Origin of the sequence: Rahnella sp. BIGb0236, from assembly GCF_004364755.1 — a bacterium.
Classification (GTDB): Bacteria; Pseudomonadota; Gammaproteobacteria; order Enterobacterales; family Enterobacteriaceae; genus Rahnella; species Rahnella victoriana.
In genome coordinates, this window is record NZ_SOAO01000003.1 from 225,895 (window position 1) to 243,807 (window position 17,913).

16 protein-coding genes and 1 pseudogene are annotated in these 17,913 nt (G+C 53.6%); 11 read left to right on the top strand and 6 right to left on the bottom strand.

Features of this window, described 5'->3' with window-relative positions:
- The first annotated feature begins 140 nt into the window (after positions 1-140).
- The 7 genes from cysP (at position 141) to EDF78_RS07920 (ending at position 7,091) form a co-directional block, all read left to right on the top strand.
- Positions 141-1,181 (top strand): thiosulfate ABC transporter substrate-binding protein CysP, encoded by a 1,041-nt coding sequence (cysP, locus tag EDF78_RS07890; RefSeq protein WP_162928549.1) that lies wholly within the window; start codon positions 141-143, stop codon positions 1,179-1,181.
- Complete coding sequence (gene cysT, locus EDF78_RS07895) at positions 1,181-2,011, top strand: sulfate/thiosulfate ABC transporter permease CysT (protein ID WP_131692926.1); 831 nt, start codon at positions 1,181-1,183, stop codon at positions 2,009-2,011. The genes cysP and cysT overlap by 1 nt, the downstream gene beginning before the upstream one ends.
- Positions 2,011-2,886, top strand: a complete 876-nt coding sequence (gene cysW / locus EDF78_RS07900; protein WP_095922981.1) for a sulfate/thiosulfate ABC transporter permease CysW — start codon at positions 2,011-2,013, stop codon at positions 2,884-2,886. The genes cysT and cysW overlap by 1 nt, the downstream gene beginning before the upstream one ends.
- Complete coding sequence (gene cysA, locus EDF78_RS07905) at positions 2,876-3,970, top strand: sulfate/thiosulfate ABC transporter ATP-binding protein CysA (protein WP_133822864.1); 1,095 nt, start codon at positions 2,876-2,878, stop codon at positions 3,968-3,970. The genes cysW and cysA overlap by 11 nt, the downstream gene beginning before the upstream one ends.
- A 115-nt stretch (positions 3,971-4,085) precedes the next feature.
- Positions 4,086-4,970, top strand: a complete 885-nt coding sequence (cysM, locus tag EDF78_RS07910; protein WP_131692928.1) for a cysteine synthase CysM — start codon at positions 4,086-4,088, stop codon at positions 4,968-4,970.
- 101 nt (positions 4,971-5,071) lie between these two features.
- On the top strand, positions 5,072-5,755 hold the full coding sequence (locus EDF78_RS07915) for a response regulator transcription factor (protein WP_095922978.1): 684 nt from the start codon (positions 5,072-5,074) through the stop codon (positions 5,753-5,755).
- On the top strand, positions 5,736-7,091 hold the full coding sequence (locus EDF78_RS07920) for an ATP-binding protein (protein WP_133822865.1): 1,356 nt from the start codon (positions 5,736-5,738) through the stop codon (positions 7,089-7,091). The genes EDF78_RS07915 and EDF78_RS07920 overlap by 20 nt, the downstream gene beginning before the upstream one ends.
- Before the next feature lie 192 nt (positions 7,092-7,283).
- Here the strand turns inward: EDF78_RS07920 and crr are convergent, their stop codons facing one another.
- From crr to cysZ, 5 genes and pseudogenes are all read right to left on the bottom strand, one after another.
- Positions 7,284-7,793, bottom strand: a complete 510-nt coding sequence (gene crr / locus EDF78_RS07925; RefSeq protein ID WP_095922976.1) for a PTS glucose transporter subunit IIA — start codon at positions 7,791-7,793, stop codon at positions 7,284-7,286.
- Positions 7,772-9,569 (bottom strand): annotated as a pseudogene (gene ptsI, locus EDF78_RS07930) (phosphoenolpyruvate-protein phosphotransferase PtsI). Before ptsI ends, crr begins: the two are co-directional and overlap by 22 nt.
- A gap of 49 nt (positions 9,570-9,618) precedes the next feature.
- Entirely contained in the window at positions 9,619-9,876 is a 258-nt protein-coding gene (gene ptsH, locus EDF78_RS07935; protein WP_013574433.1) for a phosphocarrier protein Hpr, read from the bottom strand.
- Positions 9,877-10,278: 402 nt separating this feature from the next.
- Positions 10,279-11,244 carry a cysteine synthase A gene (gene cysK / locus EDF78_RS07945; protein ID WP_095922974.1) on the bottom strand — a complete coding sequence of 322 codons (966 nt, stop codon included), beginning with the start codon at positions 11,242-11,244 and terminating at the stop codon, positions 10,279-10,281.
- Between the two features lie 210 nt (positions 11,245-11,454).
- Positions 11,455-12,240: a sulfate transporter CysZ gene (cysZ, locus tag EDF78_RS07950; protein WP_133822866.1), complete on the bottom strand. Its 786-nt coding sequence runs from the start codon at positions 12,238-12,240 to the stop codon at positions 11,455-11,457.
- A gap of 223 nt (positions 12,241-12,463) precedes the next feature.
- Between cysZ and zipA the strand changes: the two genes are divergently transcribed.
- The 3 genes from zipA to EDF78_RS07965 all read left to right on the top strand — a co-directional run bounded on the left by zipA (position 12,464) and on the right by EDF78_RS07965 (position 15,807).
- Positions 12,464-13,468 carry a cell division protein ZipA gene (gene zipA, locus EDF78_RS07955; protein ID WP_133822867.1) on the top strand — a complete coding sequence of 335 codons (1,005 nt, stop codon included), beginning with the start codon at positions 12,464-12,466 and terminating at the stop codon, positions 13,466-13,468.
- A gap of 71 nt (positions 13,469-13,539) precedes the next feature.
- On the top strand, positions 13,540-15,561 hold the full coding sequence (gene ligA / locus EDF78_RS07960; RefSeq protein WP_133822868.1) for an NAD-dependent DNA ligase LigA: 2,022 nt from the start codon (positions 13,540-13,542) through the stop codon (positions 15,559-15,561).
- 3 nt (positions 15,562-15,564) lie between these two features.
- A complete protein-coding gene (locus tag EDF78_RS07965) occupies positions 15,565-15,807 on the top strand; it encodes a DUF3820 family protein (protein WP_133822869.1) in 243 nt (80 codons plus the stop codon).
- Positions 15,808-15,875: 68 nt separating this feature from the next.
- Here the strand turns inward: EDF78_RS07965 and EDF78_RS07970 are convergent, their stop codons facing one another.
- Positions 15,876-16,865 carry a bile acid:sodium symporter family protein gene (locus EDF78_RS07970; RefSeq protein ID WP_095922969.1) on the bottom strand — a complete coding sequence of 330 codons (990 nt, stop codon included), beginning with the start codon at positions 16,863-16,865 and terminating at the stop codon, positions 15,876-15,878.
- 98 nt (positions 16,866-16,963) lie between these two features.
- Here EDF78_RS07970 and EDF78_RS07975 point away from each other — a divergent pair, with 98 nt between their 5' ends.
- Complete coding sequence (locus EDF78_RS07975; protein ID WP_133822870.1) at positions 16,964-17,890, top strand: LysR family transcriptional regulator; 927 nt, start codon at positions 16,964-16,966, stop codon at positions 17,888-17,890.
- The last annotated feature ends 23 nt before the right edge of the window (positions 17,891-17,913 follow it).

The window sequence follows — 17,913 nt, forward strand, 5'->3', positions numbered from 1 at the left end:
TGCCTTATAGCTTTTCATGCTTGAAAATCACCAAATGGTATATAAAACCGTTACAGCCTGACCCTCAGTTATAAATACACTGTGTGATATTGAGCGATTCATATTCGTGTCGCAAATCGATTCATCACCTAAGGCTGAGCATGAAAACAGAAACGGGGTTTGCTAAAACGTGGTTTACAGGCAACGTGCTGAAAGGTTCGGTGGCGGCACTCTTGCTGGCCAGCGGAGCCGCGTCGGCGACTGAATTGCTCAACAGCTCTTATGATGTCTCCCGTGAACTGTTTTCTGCCCTGAATCCGCCTTTCCAGAAACAATGGGCGGAGCAAAATAACGGCGACAAACTGGATATCAAACAGTCCCATGCCGGTTCATCCAAGCAGGCGCTGGCGATTTTGCAGGGTCTGAAAGCCGATGTGGTCACTTACAATCAGGTGACGGATGTGCAGATTTTGCATGACCGCGGCAATCTGATCCCGGCCGACTGGCAAACACGTCTGCCGAACAACAGTTCGCCATTCTATTCCACCATGGCGTTTCTGGTGCGCAAGGGCAATCCAAAGAATATTCACAGCTGGGACGATTTAGCGCGTCCGGGCGTGAGTCTGGTGTTCCCGAATCCTAAAACCTCCGGCAATGGCCGTTATACCTATCTCGCGGCCTGGGGCGCGTTCAATCTGGAAGACAATAAAAACCAGACGCAGACCCGCGAGAAGATGGCGAGTTTACTGAAAAACGTGCAGGTCTTTGATACCGGCGGCCGTGGCGCGACCACCACATTTGTCGAACGCGGGCTGGGCGATGTGCTGATCAGCTTTGAATCTGAAGTGAACAATATCCGCAAACAATACGGCGATGATAAATACGAAGTTATTGTCCCGAAGGTGGACATTCTGGCGGAATTCCCGGTCGCCTGGGTGGATAAAAATGTCGAGAAAAATGGCACTGAGAAAGCCGCGAAAGCGTATCTGAATTATTTGTGGAGCCCGCAGGCGCAGAAAATCATCACCAGTTTTAATTACCGCGTGTATGACAAAACGGCGATGGCGGCGGCGAAAGGGCAATTCCCGGACACCAGACTGTTCAAGGTTGAAGAACAGTTCGGAAGCTGGCCACAAGTGATGGAAACCCATTTCAGTACCGGCGGTGAGCTGGACAAACTGTTAGAGCAAGGTCACCAGTAATGTTGTTGTCGAGCAAACGCGTTTTACCCGGATTCACCCTGAGCCTCGGCAGCAGTTTGCTGTTCGTATGCCTTGTCCTGTTGCTGCCGCTGAGCGCGCTGGTGATGCAGTTGTCGCAAATGACCCTGTCGCAATACTGGGATGTCATCACCAACGGTCAGGTGGTGGCGGCCTATAAAGTGACGCTGCTGGCAGCGGGCGTGGCGAGTCTTTTTAACTGTTTCTTCGGCATGCTGATGGCGTGGATCCTCACCCGTTACGAGTTTCCGGGCAAAAGCCTGATCGACGGGCTGATGGATTTGCCGTTTGCCCTGCCAACCGCCGTCGCCGGTTTAACGCTGGCCGGATTATTTTCTACCACCGGTTTTTACGGCCAGTGGCTGGCGCATTTTGATATCAAAGTGGCCTACACCTGGCTCGGTATTGCGGTGGCGATGGCGTTTACCAGCATCCCGTTCGTGGTGCGTACCGTGCAGCCGGTGCTGGAAGAGTTAGGCCCGGAATATGAAGAAGCGGCTGAAACCCTTGGCGCCTCGCGCTGGCAGAGTTTCCGTCGCGTGGTATTGCCGGAGGTGATGCCTTCGCTGCTGGCGGGCACCGCGTTGTCCTTCACCCGCAGTCTCGGGGAGTTCGGTGCGGTCATTTTCATCGCCGGGAACATTGCGTGGAAAACCGAAGTCACCTCGCTGATGATTTTCATCCGCTTGCAGGAATTTGATTACCCGGCGGCCAGCGCCATTGCTTCCGTGATCCTCGCAGCATCGCTGCTGCTGTTGTTTGCGATTAACACCTTACAGAGCCGCTATGGCCGTCGTCTGGGAGGCCAGTAATGTCTGATATTCCGGCTTTTGCAGGGGAAAAACGCCAGCGTATTGACTGGGTGAAATGGTCGCTGATTGGCACCGGTGTGCTGATCTGCGTGCTGCTGCTGGTGATCCCGATGATCAGCATTTTTGTGCTGGCATTTTCTGATGGCATTGCGGCGGTGTGGAAGAACCTGTCGGACTCCGACATGTTGCACTCCATCTGGCTGACCGTGCTGATGGCGCTGATCACCGTGCCGGTTAACCTGATTTTCGGCACGCTGCTGGCCTGGCTGGTGGCGCGCTTTAATTTTCCGGGACGTCAGCTGTTACTGACGCTGATCGACATTCCGTTCGCGGTGTCACCGGTGGTCGCTGGTCTGCTTTATCTGCTGTTTTACGGCACTAACGGCCCGATTGGCGGCTGGCTGGATGCCCACAACATTCAGTTTATGTTCGCCTGGCCGGGCATGGTGATGGTGACGGTATTTGTCACCTGTCCGTTTGTTATCCGTGAGCTGGTGCCGGTGATGCTCAGTCAGGGCAGCCATGAAGATGAAGCGGCGGTCTTACTCGGCGCCTCCGGCTGGCAGATGTTCCGCCGCGTGACTCTGCCGAACATCCGCTGGGCATTGCTGTACGGCGTGGTGCTGACCAATGCCCGCGCGATCGGTGAATTTGGCGCGGTGTCCGTGGTATCCGGTTCTATTCGCGGCGAAACGTACACGCTGCCTTTACAAGTTGAATTACTGCATCAGGACTACAACACCGCTGGCGCGTTTACTGCCGCAGCGCTGTTAACCCTGATGGCAATTGTCACACTGTTTCTGAAAAGCGGCCTGCAATGGCGTCTGAAGCGCCACAACGACCGTCTTGAGCGGGAGGAAAGTCATGAGCATTGAAATTAACGGTATCAACAAATATTTTGGCCGCACCAAGGTGCTCAATGATATCTCGCTCGATATTGCTTCCGGGGAGATGGTGGCGTTGCTCGGGCCTTCCGGTTCCGGTAAAACCACGCTGCTGCGTATTATCGCCGGGCTGGAAAATCAGAGCGCGGGGCATTTGAGTTTTCACGGCAAAGACGTGACGCGTCTGCACGCCCGCGATCGTCAGGTCGGCTTTGTGTTCCAGCATTATGCGCTGTTCCGTCATATGACCGTGTTCGACAATATTGCCTTCGGTCTGACGGTTCTGCCGCGCCGCGAGCGTCCGGACGCCGGGGCCATCAAACAGAAAGTCACTAAATTGCTGGAGATGGTGCAGTTAGCCCATCTGGCAAACCGTTATCCGGCACAGCTTTCCGGCGGTCAGAAACAGCGTGTGGCGCTGGCCCGTGCGCTGGCGGTCGAGCCGCAAATTCTGCTGCTGGATGAACCCTTCGGCGCGCTGGATGCCCAGGTGCGTAAAGAGCTGCGCCGCTGGCTGCGTCAGTTGCATGAAGAACTGAAATTCACCAGCGTATTCGTGACCCACGATCAGGAAGAAGCCATGGAAGTCGCCGACCGTGTGGTGGTGATGAGTCAGGGCAATATCGAGCAGGTTGGCGCACCGGAAGAAATCTGGCGTGAACCGGCGACCCGTTTCGTGCTGGAATTCATGGGTGAAGTGAATAAAATCGGCGGCGAAATTCGTGGCTCGCAGTTGTATGTCGGCGCGCATCACTGGCCGCTGGAAAACCCGCCGCTGCATCAGGGCGCGGTCGATTTGTTCCTGCGTCCGTGGGAAATGGAAATCACCGCGCAAAGCACGGCGCGTTGTCCGTTACCGGTGAAAGTGCTGGAAGTCAGCCCGCGCGGTCACTTCTGGCAGCTTATCGTGCAGGCTGAGGGCTGGCATGATGAACCGCTTTCCGTGGTACTGTCAGAAACGCACGGCAACGGCGTACCTCAGCGCGGCGATCGTTTTTACGTCGGCGGGTTGAATGGTCGTCTGTATGCCGGTGATCAACCGCTACAACCCGTTGCGTTAGCGAAGAGCGCCTGATATTTTTTAATCAGAATGTGTCTCAGGGCGGTCATCAGGCCGCCCTTTTTATCGCCTGATATCTGTTTATGTATTTTTTATCAGTCAATATATCCTTTTAATATAAGGCAAGCCCGTGAGTACGCTTGAACATTACATCGGTAATACCCCTCTGGTGAGATTACAGCGCCTGACTCAGGATCTGGACAGCGAGATTTGGGTCAAACTGGAAGGCAATAATCCCGCCGGATCGGTAAAAGATCGTGCCGCACTGTTTATGATTGAGCAGGCAGAAAAGCGCGGTGAAATTCGCCCGGGTGATACGCTGATCGAGGCCACCAGCGGCAATACCGGTATTGCGCTGGCGATGATTGCCGCGCTGAAAGGCTACAAGCTGAAATTGCTGATGCCGGAAAATATGAGCCTTGAGCGTCAGGCGTCGATGCGCGCGTACGGCGCGGAGCTGTTACTGGTCAGCCGGGCACAGGGAATGGAAGGCGCGCGCGATCTGGCGCTGGACATGGAAAAGCAGGGGCAGGGGAAAGTGCTGGATCAGTTTAATAATCCCGATAATCCGCTCGCTCACTTCACCACCACCGGCCCCGAAATCTGGCAACAAACGCACGGGCGCATCACGCATTTTGTCTCCAGCATGGGCACCACCGGCACAATCACCGGTGTCAGCCGTTTTCTGCGCAGCCAGCACACCGGGGTTAAAATCGTCGGGCTGCAACCTTCAGAAGGCAGCAGCATTCCGGGTATACGCCGCTGGCCGGTGGAATATCTGCCGGGGATTTTCAATCCTGAACTGGTTGATGAAGTGATGGATATGGGCCAGAACGAAGCAGAAGACACCATGCGCGCACTGGCGCGGACAGAAGGTATCTTCTGTGGCGTGAGTTCCGGCGGGGCCGTGGCAGGGGCGTTACGCGTTGCCAGAAGCCATCCGGGCAGCGTGGTGGTGGCGATCATCTGCGATCGCGGAGACCGTTACTTATCCACTGGCGTTTTTAATGTTTAATTCTATATTCAGCTGTTGAATGTAAAATTAGAGTAAAAGCGGCTGCGAAGGGCAGGCTTAGTGGTAAAAATGACCAAAATTTTAGCCAGGCGGAAATAAGAATGAAAATTTTGTTAGTCGATGACGATCTTGAGTTAGGCACCATGCTCAGCGAATACCTGATCGCAGAAGGCTTTGACGCCTCTCTGGTGCTGACCGGCAGAGCCGGTGTGGAAGGCGCGATGTCTGGCGAATACACGGCGATGATCCTCGATATTATGCTGCCGGACATGAGCGGCATTGATGTTCTGCGTCAGGTGCGTAAAAACAGCCGTCTGCCGATCATTATGCTGACGGCGAAGGGCGACAATATCGACCGCGTGATTGGCCTGGAAATGGGGGCGGACGATTACATGCCGAAACCCTGTTATCCGCGTGAACTGGTGGCCCGTCTGCGTGCCGTGCTGCGCCGTGTGGAAGAACAGCAGGAATCGCATTCTGACTCTTCCTCAGTGATCTATGGCGACCTGACGCTGAATCCGGCGACCCGCAGCAGCGAATGGCGCGGTGTACCTTTCGATCTGACGGCCTCTGAATTCAATCTGCTGGAGTTACTGCTGCGTTCACCGGAGCGAGTGGTATCGAAAGATGAATTGTCGGAAAAAGGTCTGGGGCGTCCGCGTGAAGCCTATGACCGCAGTATTGATGTGCACATCAGTAACATCCGTCAGAAACTGGGGTCACTGGAAGGTGGCGATATTCTGACTATTGAAACGGTGCGCAGCATTGGCTATAGAATCCGCTAAACGACTGCGCGGAAGGCTGTTCTGGAAAATCCTGCTGGGATTCTGGTTTACCTTCGTGGCGATCACTCAGGGGCTCTGGGTGGTTTTTGCCTTTTATAATCCGCATGAACCGCCGGAAAGCGGCATTGCCCGCCGGTTTGTGAAACTGCAAATTACCTCTGCCGTCTCAACATTGCATTCCGGCGGCTTGCCTGCTCTCAACGCCATGATAGCCGACTGGCCTGCGGATGACCGGCAATTCTTCTCGGTATCGCCTTCCTTGCTGCCCGCCAAAGGCAACAGTATGCAGGATCTGGAACCCGGTAAAATTCCCCATGAAGTGGTGGAGTTTGTTCAGGGGCCGGACGGGCAGGGCTATCGTCTGCGCTATGACGTGAAAGGGCTGATGGAAGAATACCGGCCACGGAAACGTCGCGAACTGCTGAATATGCCACCGCCGCTGTTATGGCTGGGCGGGCTTGGCGGATTGCTGTTCAGCGCCGTGCTGGCCTGGAACCTGACGCGACCTATGCTGCAAATGCGTAAAGCTTTCGGACGTGTGGCGCAGGGCGATCTTTCTGTACGGTTGTATAGCAGCATGGGGAAACGTCACGACGAGTTGTCAGAAGTGGCGCGAGATTTCGACTCCATGGCCGAACGCTTACAGGTGCTGGTGAAAGCGCGAGAGGAGTTGCTGCACGACGTTTCGCATGAATTGCGTTCGCCGCTGGCACGCCTGCAACTGGCGATCGGACTGGCGCGGCAAAATCCGTCTAACGTCGATACCTCGCTGAGCCGCATTGAGCATGAAGCGGGCCGTCTGGATAAGATGATCGGCGAATTGCTGGCATTGTCGCGCACTGAAAACAGCGAAATCCCTGATGAGGAATATTTCGATCTCTACGGGCTGGTGGAAGCGGTGGTGAACGATGCCCGCTACGAAGCACAATTGCCGGGCGTTGAGATTGCCATGAACCCTGAATCACCGGATGAAACGGATTACACCGTGAAAGGCAATGCTGAACTGATGCGACGTGCTGTGGATAACGTGGTACGCAATGCGCTGCGTTTTTCTGCCCGCGGTCAGACAATCACTGTATCGCTGGCGCAGGTCGAGCAATATTTGCAGATTGAAGTGGCCGATCAGGGGCCGGGTGTAGAAGAAGATAAGCTGTCGAGTATCTTTGACCCGTTCGTGCGCGTGAAATCGCCACTGTCAGGCAAAGGCTACGGTCTGGGGCTGGCAATCACCCGCAAAGTGATGGTGGCGCATGAGGGGAAAGTGGATGCCCGTAATGCGCAGCCACATGGACTGATCATCAGCCTTCAAGTTCCTCACTGGAAATCCGCTTCATAATTCGAGCCGCAGATGCGTTGGCTACTCTCAGCCACCCGAATTACTTACTTTGTGTAAGCTCATCGGGATGGCTTCGTTTGCCGGCTTTCTGCGACTCGAATTATTGTGCAGATTGCTGTTTTTACAGGCAATAAAAAACGGCGCTGATAAGGCGCCGTTTTTAACTTCTTGCTTTACATCTCGCTGAGCGAATTACTTCTTGATGCGGATGATTGGGGTTTCGCCCACAGTCACGCTACCAGTCAGTTTAATCAGCTCTTTGATCTCGTCCATGTTAGAGATGACAACCGGAGTCAGGGTAGACTTCGCTTTCTCTTCCAGCAGAGCCAGATCAAACTCGATAACCAAATCGCCTTTCTTAACACGTTGACCTTCTTCAGCGATGCGTTTGAAGCCTTCGCCTTTCAGTTCAACGGTGTCGATACCGAAGTGCACGAACAACTCGATGCCACTGTCGGATTCGATTGAGAAAGCATGGTTAGTTTCGAAGATTTTACCGATAGTACCATCAACCGGCGCAACCATTTTGTTGCCAGATGGTTTGATAGCAATACCGTCACCTACGATTTTCTCAGCGAAAACTACGTCAGGCACATCTTCAATGTTGACAATCTCACCAGAGATCGGCGCTACGATTTCAATAGTGCCAACGTCTTTTTTATCATCAGAAACCAATGATTTCAGTTTATCGAACAAACCCATGATCTTCTCCTAAGCATTAATTTGGGCAGCTTTACCAGCATCGCGCAATTAGCAGAGTGTTTTTTCTTCAATGAACTTGTTAACCAGGTTCATCAACTCTTGCGCCGTAGGTTGGGCCAGGGCCTGATCTGCCAGCGCTTTCACATCTTCGAAGTTTGTATTGCGAATAATTTTCTTGATGCGTGGGATAGAGATAGCGCTCATGCTGAACTCATCTAACCCCATGCCCAATAGAAGAAGTGTAGCACGTTCGTCACCGGCTAGCTCGCCGCACATCCCTGTCCATTTACCGGCAGCATGAGATGCGTCAATAACTTGCTTAATTAAACCAAGTACTGACGGAGACATTGGGTTGTACAGATGAGAAATCAGCTCGTTACCGCGATCCACTGCCAAAGTATACTGGGTAAGATCGTTTGTACCAATACTGAAGAAATCGACTTCTTTTGCCAGATGATGAGCAATCACTGCGGCAGCCGGTGTTTCCACCATTACGCCGACTTCGATGGTTTCATCGAACGCCTGACCTTTCTCGCGCAGCTGCGCTTTCAGCATTTCCAGTTCTGCTTTCAGTTCACGCACTTCTTCAACAGAAATGATCATCGGGAACATGATGCGCAGTTTACCGAACGCAGAAGCACGCAGAATGCCTTTCAGCTGGTCGTGAAGAATTTCTTTACGGTCCAGACAGATACGGATTGCACGCCAGCCCAGGAACGGGTTCTCTTCTTTTGGCAGGTTCATGTACGGCAGGTCTTTATCACCGCCGATGTCCATGGTACGCACGATAACCGCCTGTGAGCCCATTGCTTCAGCAACGGCTTTATACGCCTGGAATTGCTCTTCTTCGGTAGGCAGGCTGTCACGGTCCATGAACAGGAATTCTGTACGATACAGGCCGACACCTTCAGCGCCATTGCGCTCTGCACCGGCGACGTCGCGCACGGTACCGATGTTGGCACAGACTTCAACCTGATGACCGTCCAGCGTGATCGCCGGCAGATCTTTCAGTTTGGTCAGTTCGTCTTTTTCGGAAATGTACTGGTTCTGAACGGCTTTCAGCTCGTCAATAACGTCTGCTGTCGGGTTGACATAGATTTTATTGTTTACGGCGTCGAGGATCAGATAGTCATCATTTTTGACTTGTTTGGTCACGTCGCTGGTACCTACGATTGCAGGTAATTCCAGGGAACGCGCCATGATTGAGGTGTGAGAAGTACGGCCACCCAAATCAGTGATGAAGCCCAGAACCTTGTTCAGGTTCAGCTGTGCGGTTTCTGACGGGGTCAGATCGGTTGCCACCAGGATAACTTCGTCCTGAATGGAACTCAGATCAACGATGGTCATGTCGAGAATGTTGCGCAGCAGGCGTTTACCGATGTCACGCACGTCAGCCGCACGTTCTTTCAGGTATTCGTCATCAAGCTCTTCCAGGGCTTTCGCCTGGCCTTCAATGACAGAGAAAGCAGCAGCGTCAGCAGAAGCATGCTCGTCTTTGATGAGGGCTATGATTTCCTGTTCAAGCTCTTCGTCTTCCAACAACATGATGTGGCCTTCGAAGATGGCTTCTTTCTCTTCACCGAAGGTCTCACCGGCTTTGGTCTTGATCACTTCCAGCTGGGCAGACGCTTTCGCACGGCCCGTCAGGAAACGCTCAACTTCCTGATCAACCTGATCAGGAGAGATTTTTTTCCGGTTGATGACAATTTCATCTTCTTTCAACAGAAGTGCTTTGCCGAAAGCGATACCGGGAGATACTAAAATGCCTGAAATCATAACCCTACCTTTCTCTTGACTGGTTTAAACTATATAAGAGCGGCTATTGTTACTCGAGCTCTGCCATCAGTTTTACCAAGTGTTCAACGGCTTTCTGCTCGTCTTCACCTTCAGCTGAGAGGGTCACAACGGTGCCCTGAGTCAGGCCCAGAGTTTGCAGTTTGAACAGGCTTTTAGCGCTGGCGCTTTTACCGTTTGATGTCACGGTGATGTCAGACGCGAAACCTTTCGCTTCTTTCACGAACTGTGCAGCAGGGCGAGTGTGCAGACCATTAGGAGCGGTAATAGTAACTTCTTGCTGGAACATTGTTGTTTCCCCAACTTATTAAAGTAATGTTGTGGAGCTAAAGTTTAGCTTATGGCCTTCACTTTAGCCTGTAGAGATTAGCGCCTGACTATGGTTCAGGGGCAGGTTCTGATGCAACAGAAAAGAGAAAATAACGCACTCAGCGATAAAACTCTTTGCCCTGGATCCAGGCTTTTCTGTTATTCCTCCATTATGCCGTCTTTTTCCCTCATGTAACAAATCGGTAAATCGATTCAGCGGGAAGGCATCATGGAAGCGATTAATTTCGAGCATCGAAATAATTGTCCGGTTAAATACTAAACCTGGCGGGTAAAATCAATGACGGAGTGGTATAAACTTTGACGCAGGCCACAAAAAAGCACCCCTTGAGGTGCTTTTTTAGCCGCTTTTAAGGATGTGGCATTATTGTTGCAATTCTTTCTCGGTGAACAAATCGGCAAACAATGCGGTACTCAGATAGCGTTCGCCAGATGATGGCAGGATAACCACGATCGTTTTATCAGCAAATTCCGGTTCTTTGGATAATTTTACTGCCGCTTCGACGGCTGCACCGGAAGAAATCCCCGCCAGAATGCCTTCTTCTTCCATCAGGCGACGTGCCATCTGGATAGATTCGTCATTGGTGATCAGCGTGACACGATCCAGCAGTTCCAGATCCAGGTTGCCCGGAATAAAACCGGCCCCGATACCCTGAATTTTATGCGGGCCGGGTTTCACTTCTTCGCCGTTCAGCGTCTGGGTGATAACGGGTGAATCTGTTGGCTCCACGGCCACCAGCGTGACGCTGCTTTTTTTGCTTTTCAGATAACGGCCGGTTCCGGTGATCGTCCCGCCGGTGCCCACGCCCGCAATCAGCACATCCACTGCGCCATCGGTATCTTCCCAGATTTCCGGGCCGGTGGTTTGTTCGTGGATGGCCGGGTTGGCCGGATTGCTGAACTGCTGAAGAATAAGATAACGCTGCGGATCGCTGGCCTGAATTTCTTCAGCTTTGGCAATCGCCCCTTTCATGCCTTTCGCGCCTTCGGTCAGCACCAGATTGGCACCGAGGGCTTTCAGCAACTTGCGGCGTTCCACACTCATGGTTTCCGGCATGGTCAGCGTCAGTTTGTAACCGCGCGCGGCCGCGACGTAAGCCAGTGCGATACCGGTGTTGCCGCTGGTCGGTTCAACCAGTTCGATATCTTTGGTCAGAATGCCTTTCTTTTCAGCATCCCAAATCATGTTTGCACCGATACGGCATTTCACGCTGAAGCTCGGGTTACGTGACTCGACCTTAGCCAGAATACGACCATTACCGATACGGTTCAGGCGAACCAGTGGCGTATGGCCAATTGTTAATGAATTGTCTTCATAGATCTTGCTCATAACCCGTCCTTTAACTGTATGAAATATTCACGGTGTGAAGCTTTCAACACTATGAAATTAGTGGGAATCAGGAAAGCATACGCGAACCGCTTTCCCAGTGAAGTAAGGTTTTGGTATTTGGTATATCGATACGTTATTAAGAAATAAGTTTGGGGAAGAAAAGTCAAGCATAGCAGGCAGCCGCCCGCAGGCGGCTGTGAGAAAAACGCATTATTGTCGGGTGGAATTCACATCGATATTGTTTTTAACGTAAACATGGCGATAGCGGTCACACCACATGGCGGTCGCGCCGCACACCGCCACTGGCAGGATCACCAGATTCAGCACCGGTATCATGGTGAACAGGCTGACCAGCGAGCCAAACTGCATATTGTCGATTTTGTTGCTGCCGAGCGAACGGCGCATGTCAGCAAAACTCACTTTGTGGTTATCAAAAGGATAGTCACAGTACTGAATCACCACCATCCAGGCGCTGAAGAAGAACCACAGTACCGGGGCGACGGTCTGGCCGATCACCGGAATAAAATAGAGCGCGAACAGCAGCAGGGCGCGCGGCAGGTAATACGCCAGCTTCTGCCATTCACGTTTCATGATGCGGGGCAGATCTTTCATGATGTCCCAGATACCGGTGTCCAGCAGCGGTTTGCCTGTCAGGCGTGCTTCGAGTTGTTCGGCGAGCAACCCGCTGAACGGCGCGGCAATCCAGTTGGCAAGGGTGCTGAAGAAATAGCTGAACACCAGCACGACGGACAGCACCGCCACCGGCCAGATCAGATAATCCAGCCAGCTCAGCCATGTTGGCACCTTGCTCATCATGGCCGGGATCCATTCTCCCAGTTTGCTAAACAGCCACCAGAACGCGCCGCCCATCAGCAGCACATTCACGGCCAGCGGTAAAATCACAAAACGTCGTATCCCGGGTAAGGAAATGAGCGTCCAGCCCTGTTTGAAATAATGCACGCCGTTTGCTTGTCTGGCGCTTTGCGATGAGGTCATAAACGAAATTTTCTCTCTGAGTTGAATGACATGGGCTATCATATCGGTATGATTTTCCACTGGCTAGCAGTGGATTGGCTGAAAAAACAGCAAAAAAAGGTGCAACTGCCCTATTTATTAGCAGAAAGTAGAGTCCAGACTTGCACTTATCTACGTGGGCAAATAGAGTTAATATTGTGAATGTTTGCCGTGGTGGCAATGTATTAGAACAACAGAGATAGCAATGATGCAGGATTTGCGTCTGATATTAATCGTTGTTGGCGCGATCGCCATAATAGCGTTGTTGTTACACGGTTTGTGGACCAGCCGTAAAGAACGCTCTTCGCTGTTTCGCGATCGTCCAGCTAAACGTGTGAAAAAAGAACGGGAACAATCTCCGTCCGAAGATTTTGTCGATGGAGTGGGGGAAGTGCGCGTGCGTCCTGCTTATCCTCAGGATGAACCGACTTTAGGTCAGTATGATGAGCCAGAACAGACTGCACCGCCACGTCAGCCGCAGGTTTCCCCTGCGCAGCCAGCGCCAGCACCTGTTGCTCGTCCTCAACAACCGCCTCAGCCACAGCAACATGCTGTGCAGGACGATCCGTTGCTGAGTGGTTATTCAGCCGCTGAACCCGTCACTGCACCGCGTCGCGAACCTGTCGCTGATTTTGCGCCTCAGGATCAGGAATATACCCCTGACGCTAAACAGCAGGCACCGGTACCGCCGCAGGAAATTCATGCGGATGCGGCACCGGCTGCGAAAGCAGAGCCTCAGGCCGCGCCTTTTGCGCCTGCAGAAGAAGCCCCGGCTGAGAAAGCGAAACTGAAAGAGACGGTTCTGGTGCTGCACGTTGCAGCGCATCAGGGCGGCGTCATCGGCGGTGAAGTGTTACTTAACAGCGTGCTTCAGGCTGGTTTCCAGTTTGGTGCCATGAATATTTTCCATCGTCACGTCAGCCCTGCGGGCAGCGGTCCGGTGTTGTTCAGTCTGGCAAATATGGTCAAACCGGGTTCTTTCGACCCTGACACTATGTCTGACTTTTCCACGCCAGGCGTTACGTTGTTTATGATGGTGCCTTGCTACGGCGACGCGCATCAGAACTTCAAACTGCTGTTGCAGTCTGCCCAGCGTATTGCCGATGATGTCGGTGCGATGGTGCTCGACGATGAGCGTCGTATGATTACGCCGCAGAAGCTCGAAACGTACAAAGCGCGGATCCGCGAGGTCCTCGAGGCGATCGCCTGAGTCAGGCGTTCGTGAAACACCCATTCCCCAAACCCCCGCTTGCCGGGGGTTTTTTATCTCCACGGTGAGTCATGGCCACTATCGAACAACAGATCAATCAATTACGCACTCAGTTGCGCCATCACGAATACCAGTATCATGTTCTGGATGCACCGGAAGTGCCGGATGCGGAGTATGACCGCTTAATGCGTGAGTTGCGTGAGCTGGAAGCTGCGCATCCTGAGCTGATTACTGCGGATTCTCCGACGCAACGCGTGGGCGCAGCACCGCTTTCTGCCTTTGAACAGGTCAAACATCAGGTACCGATGTTGTCGCTCGACAACGTGTTTGATGAAGAAAGCTATCTGGCGTTTTATAAGCGCGTGCAGGATCGCCTGAAAACAGCTGAGCCTCTGACATTCTGTTGCGAGCTGAAACTTGATGGTCTGGCGGTAAGCCTGCTGTATGAGAATGGCGAACTGGTGCAGGCAGCCACGCGTGGCGATGGCACCACCGGCGAGAACATTACCGCCAACGTACGGACAATCCGCGCCATTCCCCTGCGCCTGCATGGCGACAATATTCCTGCCCGTCTTGAGGTGCGTGGTGAAGTCTTTATGCCACAGCCGGGCTTTGAGGCGATGAATGACGAAGCGCGCCGCACCGGCGGGAAAGTGTTTGCCAACCCGCGTAATGCCGCCGCCGGTTCGTTGCGTCAGCTCGATCCGCGCATTACCGCCAAACGTCCGCTGACTTTCTTCTGCTACGGCGTGGGTCTGCTGGAAGGCGGTGAACTGCCACGCAGCCATATTGCCCGTCTGCAACAGTTTAAGGCCTGGGGTTTACCGGTCAGTGACCGCGTCCGTCTGTGTACCGGCAGCGATGAAGTGCTGGCATTTTATCGTCAGGTTGAAGCTGACCGCCCGTCGCTGGGTTTTGATATCGATGGCGTGGTGGTGAAAATTGACTCGCTGGATATTCAGGAAACGCTGGGCTTTGTCGCCCGCGCGCCGCGCTGGGCGACGGCATTTAAATTCCCGGCGCAGGAGCAGATCACGCTGGTGAAAGATGTCGAGTTTCAGGTCGGACGTACCGGTGCTATCACGCCGGTTGCCCGTCTGGAGCCGGTGCTGGTCGCAGGCGTGATGGTCAGTAACGCGACGCTGCATAATGCGGATGAGATTGAGCGTCTTGGCCTGCGTATCGGCGATACCGTGATTGTCCGCCGTGCCGGTGACGTGATCCCGCAGGTTGTCGGTGTGGTGCTGGATGAACGTCCGGAAGATGCCCGCGAAGTGGTGTTCCCGACGCATTGCCCTGTCTGTCACTCTGATGTCGAACGTGTCGAAGGCGAGGCCGTGGCGCGTTGTACGGCGGGTCTGATTTGTGGCGCACAGCGCAAAGAGGCGCTGAAGCATTTTGTTTCCCGCCGCGCGCTGGATGTTGACGGCATGGGCGACAAAATCATCGATCAACTGGTCGACAAAGAATATGTCAAAACACCTGCGGACCTGTTCCGTCTGACCGCAGGTAAGCTCACCGGCCTTGATCGCATGGGGCCTAAATCGGCACAAAACGTGGTGAATGCGCTGGAAAAAGCCAAAGAAACCACGCTGGCGCGATTCCTGTACGCTTTAGGTATTCGTGAAGTGGGCGAAGCGACGGCGGCAAATCTCGCGGCGCATTACGGTTCAGTGGATGCACTGAGAGCGGCGGATATCGAATCACTGAAAACTGTGCAGGACGTGGGTGAAGTGGTCGCCAGACACGTGGTGAATTTCCTGTCGGAAGAACATAACCAGCAGGTGATTGACGAGCTGTTAAGCCCGGAAATCAACATTCACTGGCCGGAAGTGCAGGTCATAGTTCCGGAAGAAATCGACAGTCCGTTTGCCGGTAAAACCGTGGTACTGACCGGATCGCTGTCGATCCTGTCCCGCGACGAAGCCAAAGATCGTCTGACGGCGCTGGGCGCGAAAGTCTCCGGCAGCGTGTCGAAGAAAACTGATCTGGTGATTGCCGGTGAAGCGGCGGGTTCCAAGCTGGCGAAAGCGCAGGAACTGGGCATTGAGGTGATCGACGAAGCGGAAATGATCCGTCTGCTGGGTGAATAAACGATGGAAAAAGAAGATCTGATCCAGATAGCCAATACGGTGATGCCGTTCGGTAAATATGCCGGACGCGTGCTGATCGACCTGCCGGAGGAATATTTGCTGTGGTTTGCCCGCAAGGACGAATTCCCGCAGGGAAAACTCGGTGAGCTGATGCAGCTGACGCTGACGATCAAAAGCGAAGGATTGCAGAGCCTGATCAACCCGCTGCGCCGCAACGGGCCGGGTCTGGACGGCACTGACGAATAAAAATTTTCTTTTTCATAAAACAAAGGCGCTGAACGCAGCGCCTTTTTTCTGCCTGTTATTCGCCCGCATTATTCCGTGACTGGCGTCTGTTTCAGCGCCGCTTCCTGCTGCTTTTTCTGGTAACGTTTCGCCAGTACCGCACAGGTCATCAGCTGCACCTGATGGAAAATCATCAGCGGCAGCACCATCATGCCGATCGCGCTGACCGGGAACAGAATATTTGCCATCGGAATACCATTCGCCAGACTTTTCTTCGAGCCGCAGAACACGATGGTGATTTCATCGGGTTTGCTGAAGCCCATCCAGCGCGCCATATAGGTGTTGATCACCAGAATAAACGCCAGCAGCACCAGGCTGAACACCACGATAAACAGCAATGAGCCGATGCCCACCTGATGCCAGATCCCTTGTGTGACCGCTTCGCTGAACGCGGAATAGACCACCAGAAGAATCGACGTCTGGTCGGTTTTGCCGATCATTTTACGGTGACGTTCTACAAAGCCACCAATCAGCGGACGCAGCAAATGCCCGGCGACAAACGGCACCAGCAGTTGCAATACAATGTGCCAGACCTGTTCTAACCCGTTCCCCGTTTCGCCCTGCACATGCATCAGCACGCTGACCAGCAACGGCGACACAAAAATCCCCAGCAGACTGGACGCGGAAGCACTGCACACCGCCGCCGCCACATTGCCGCCCGCCAGTGAGGTGAAGGCAATGGCCGACTGCACGGTGGCAGGCAAAATACACAGATAGACAAATCCGCTGTAAATCTGCGGGCTGACATCCACCGGATGCCACCACTGGAACAACAGGCCGAGGATCGGGAATAAAATAAAGGTGCTGAACATCACCCACAGGTGCAGTCGCCAGTTATTGCTGCCCTGAAAAATGGCTTCGCGCGACAGTTTTGCGCCATGCATGAAAAACAGCAGGCCGATGGCGAAAATGGTCAGATTATTGAAAAAAGCGACAAACATGCCGCTGGCCGGGAAAAAGGTCGCCAGCAGGACGGTGGCGATCAGGGTCAGGGTGAAACGATCGGGTAAAAAGCGCATAGCAGGTCTCGGAAATGTTGTTCTGGAATGCGGCTATTTTGTGCCTTTGCGATACAATTAAAAAATTGATTTATTTAATCCATTAATGCAGAAAATTCATGAATTATTCTCTCCGTCAGCTTCGTGTATTTGTTGCCGTTTCCCGCTTCGGCAGCTTCAGCCGCGCCGGTGAAGCGATAGGGTTAAGCCAGTCGGCCATCAGTCACAGCCTGAAAGAGCTGGAGGCCGAAATGGGCGTGCGGTTGCTGGACAGAACCACGCGTGAAGTGGCGCTCACCGACGCCGGTTTACGGCTGGCAAACCGGGTCGAACCGCTGCTGGATGAGCTTCACGCCATGCTGCTCGATACCCGCAGTTTCGGGACGCAGCACAATGGCCGCGTACGTATCGCCTCCAGCCAGACCATCTCTGCGCAACTGATGCCGCAATGTATCGCCAGCGGCGAGCTGCAGTATCCGGATATCCGTATTCTTCTGCGTGATCAGGCCCAGCAACTGGTGCTGAACAGTGTGAGAAATGCGGAAGTGGATTTCGGCATTGTGATTGATCCCGGTGAAAACACCGATCTCGATTGCGAGCCGATTTTGCATGAGCCTTTCTTGCTGCTGTGCCGCGAAGATCATCCGCTGGCGACGCGGCCGGTGGTGGAATGGCAGGCGCTCAATGGACAGAAACTGGTGCTGCAGGATTATGCCTCCGGCAGCCGGATGCTGATCGACGGCGCGCTGAAAGCGCAGAAAGTGAAAGCGGAAATCGCGCAGGAGATCGGCCATCCGGCCACGTTATTTCCCATGGTGGAAGCGGGAATTGGCATCAGCGTATTACCGGCGCTGGCGTTGCCAATGCCGGAAGGCAGTCGTCTGGTGATCCGCAATCTGACGCCGGAAATCAACCGTGTGCTGATGCTGGCGAAAAGGAAAAACCGCTCGTTGTCCCCGGCGGCACAGGCTATCTGGCAGGTGGTGAAAGAGCAGGCGGCACAACTGAGCGAGAAACGCAGCCAGCAGGGGATGTTCACTTTCTGAGTCCGTGCTGGCTGTTCACTGCA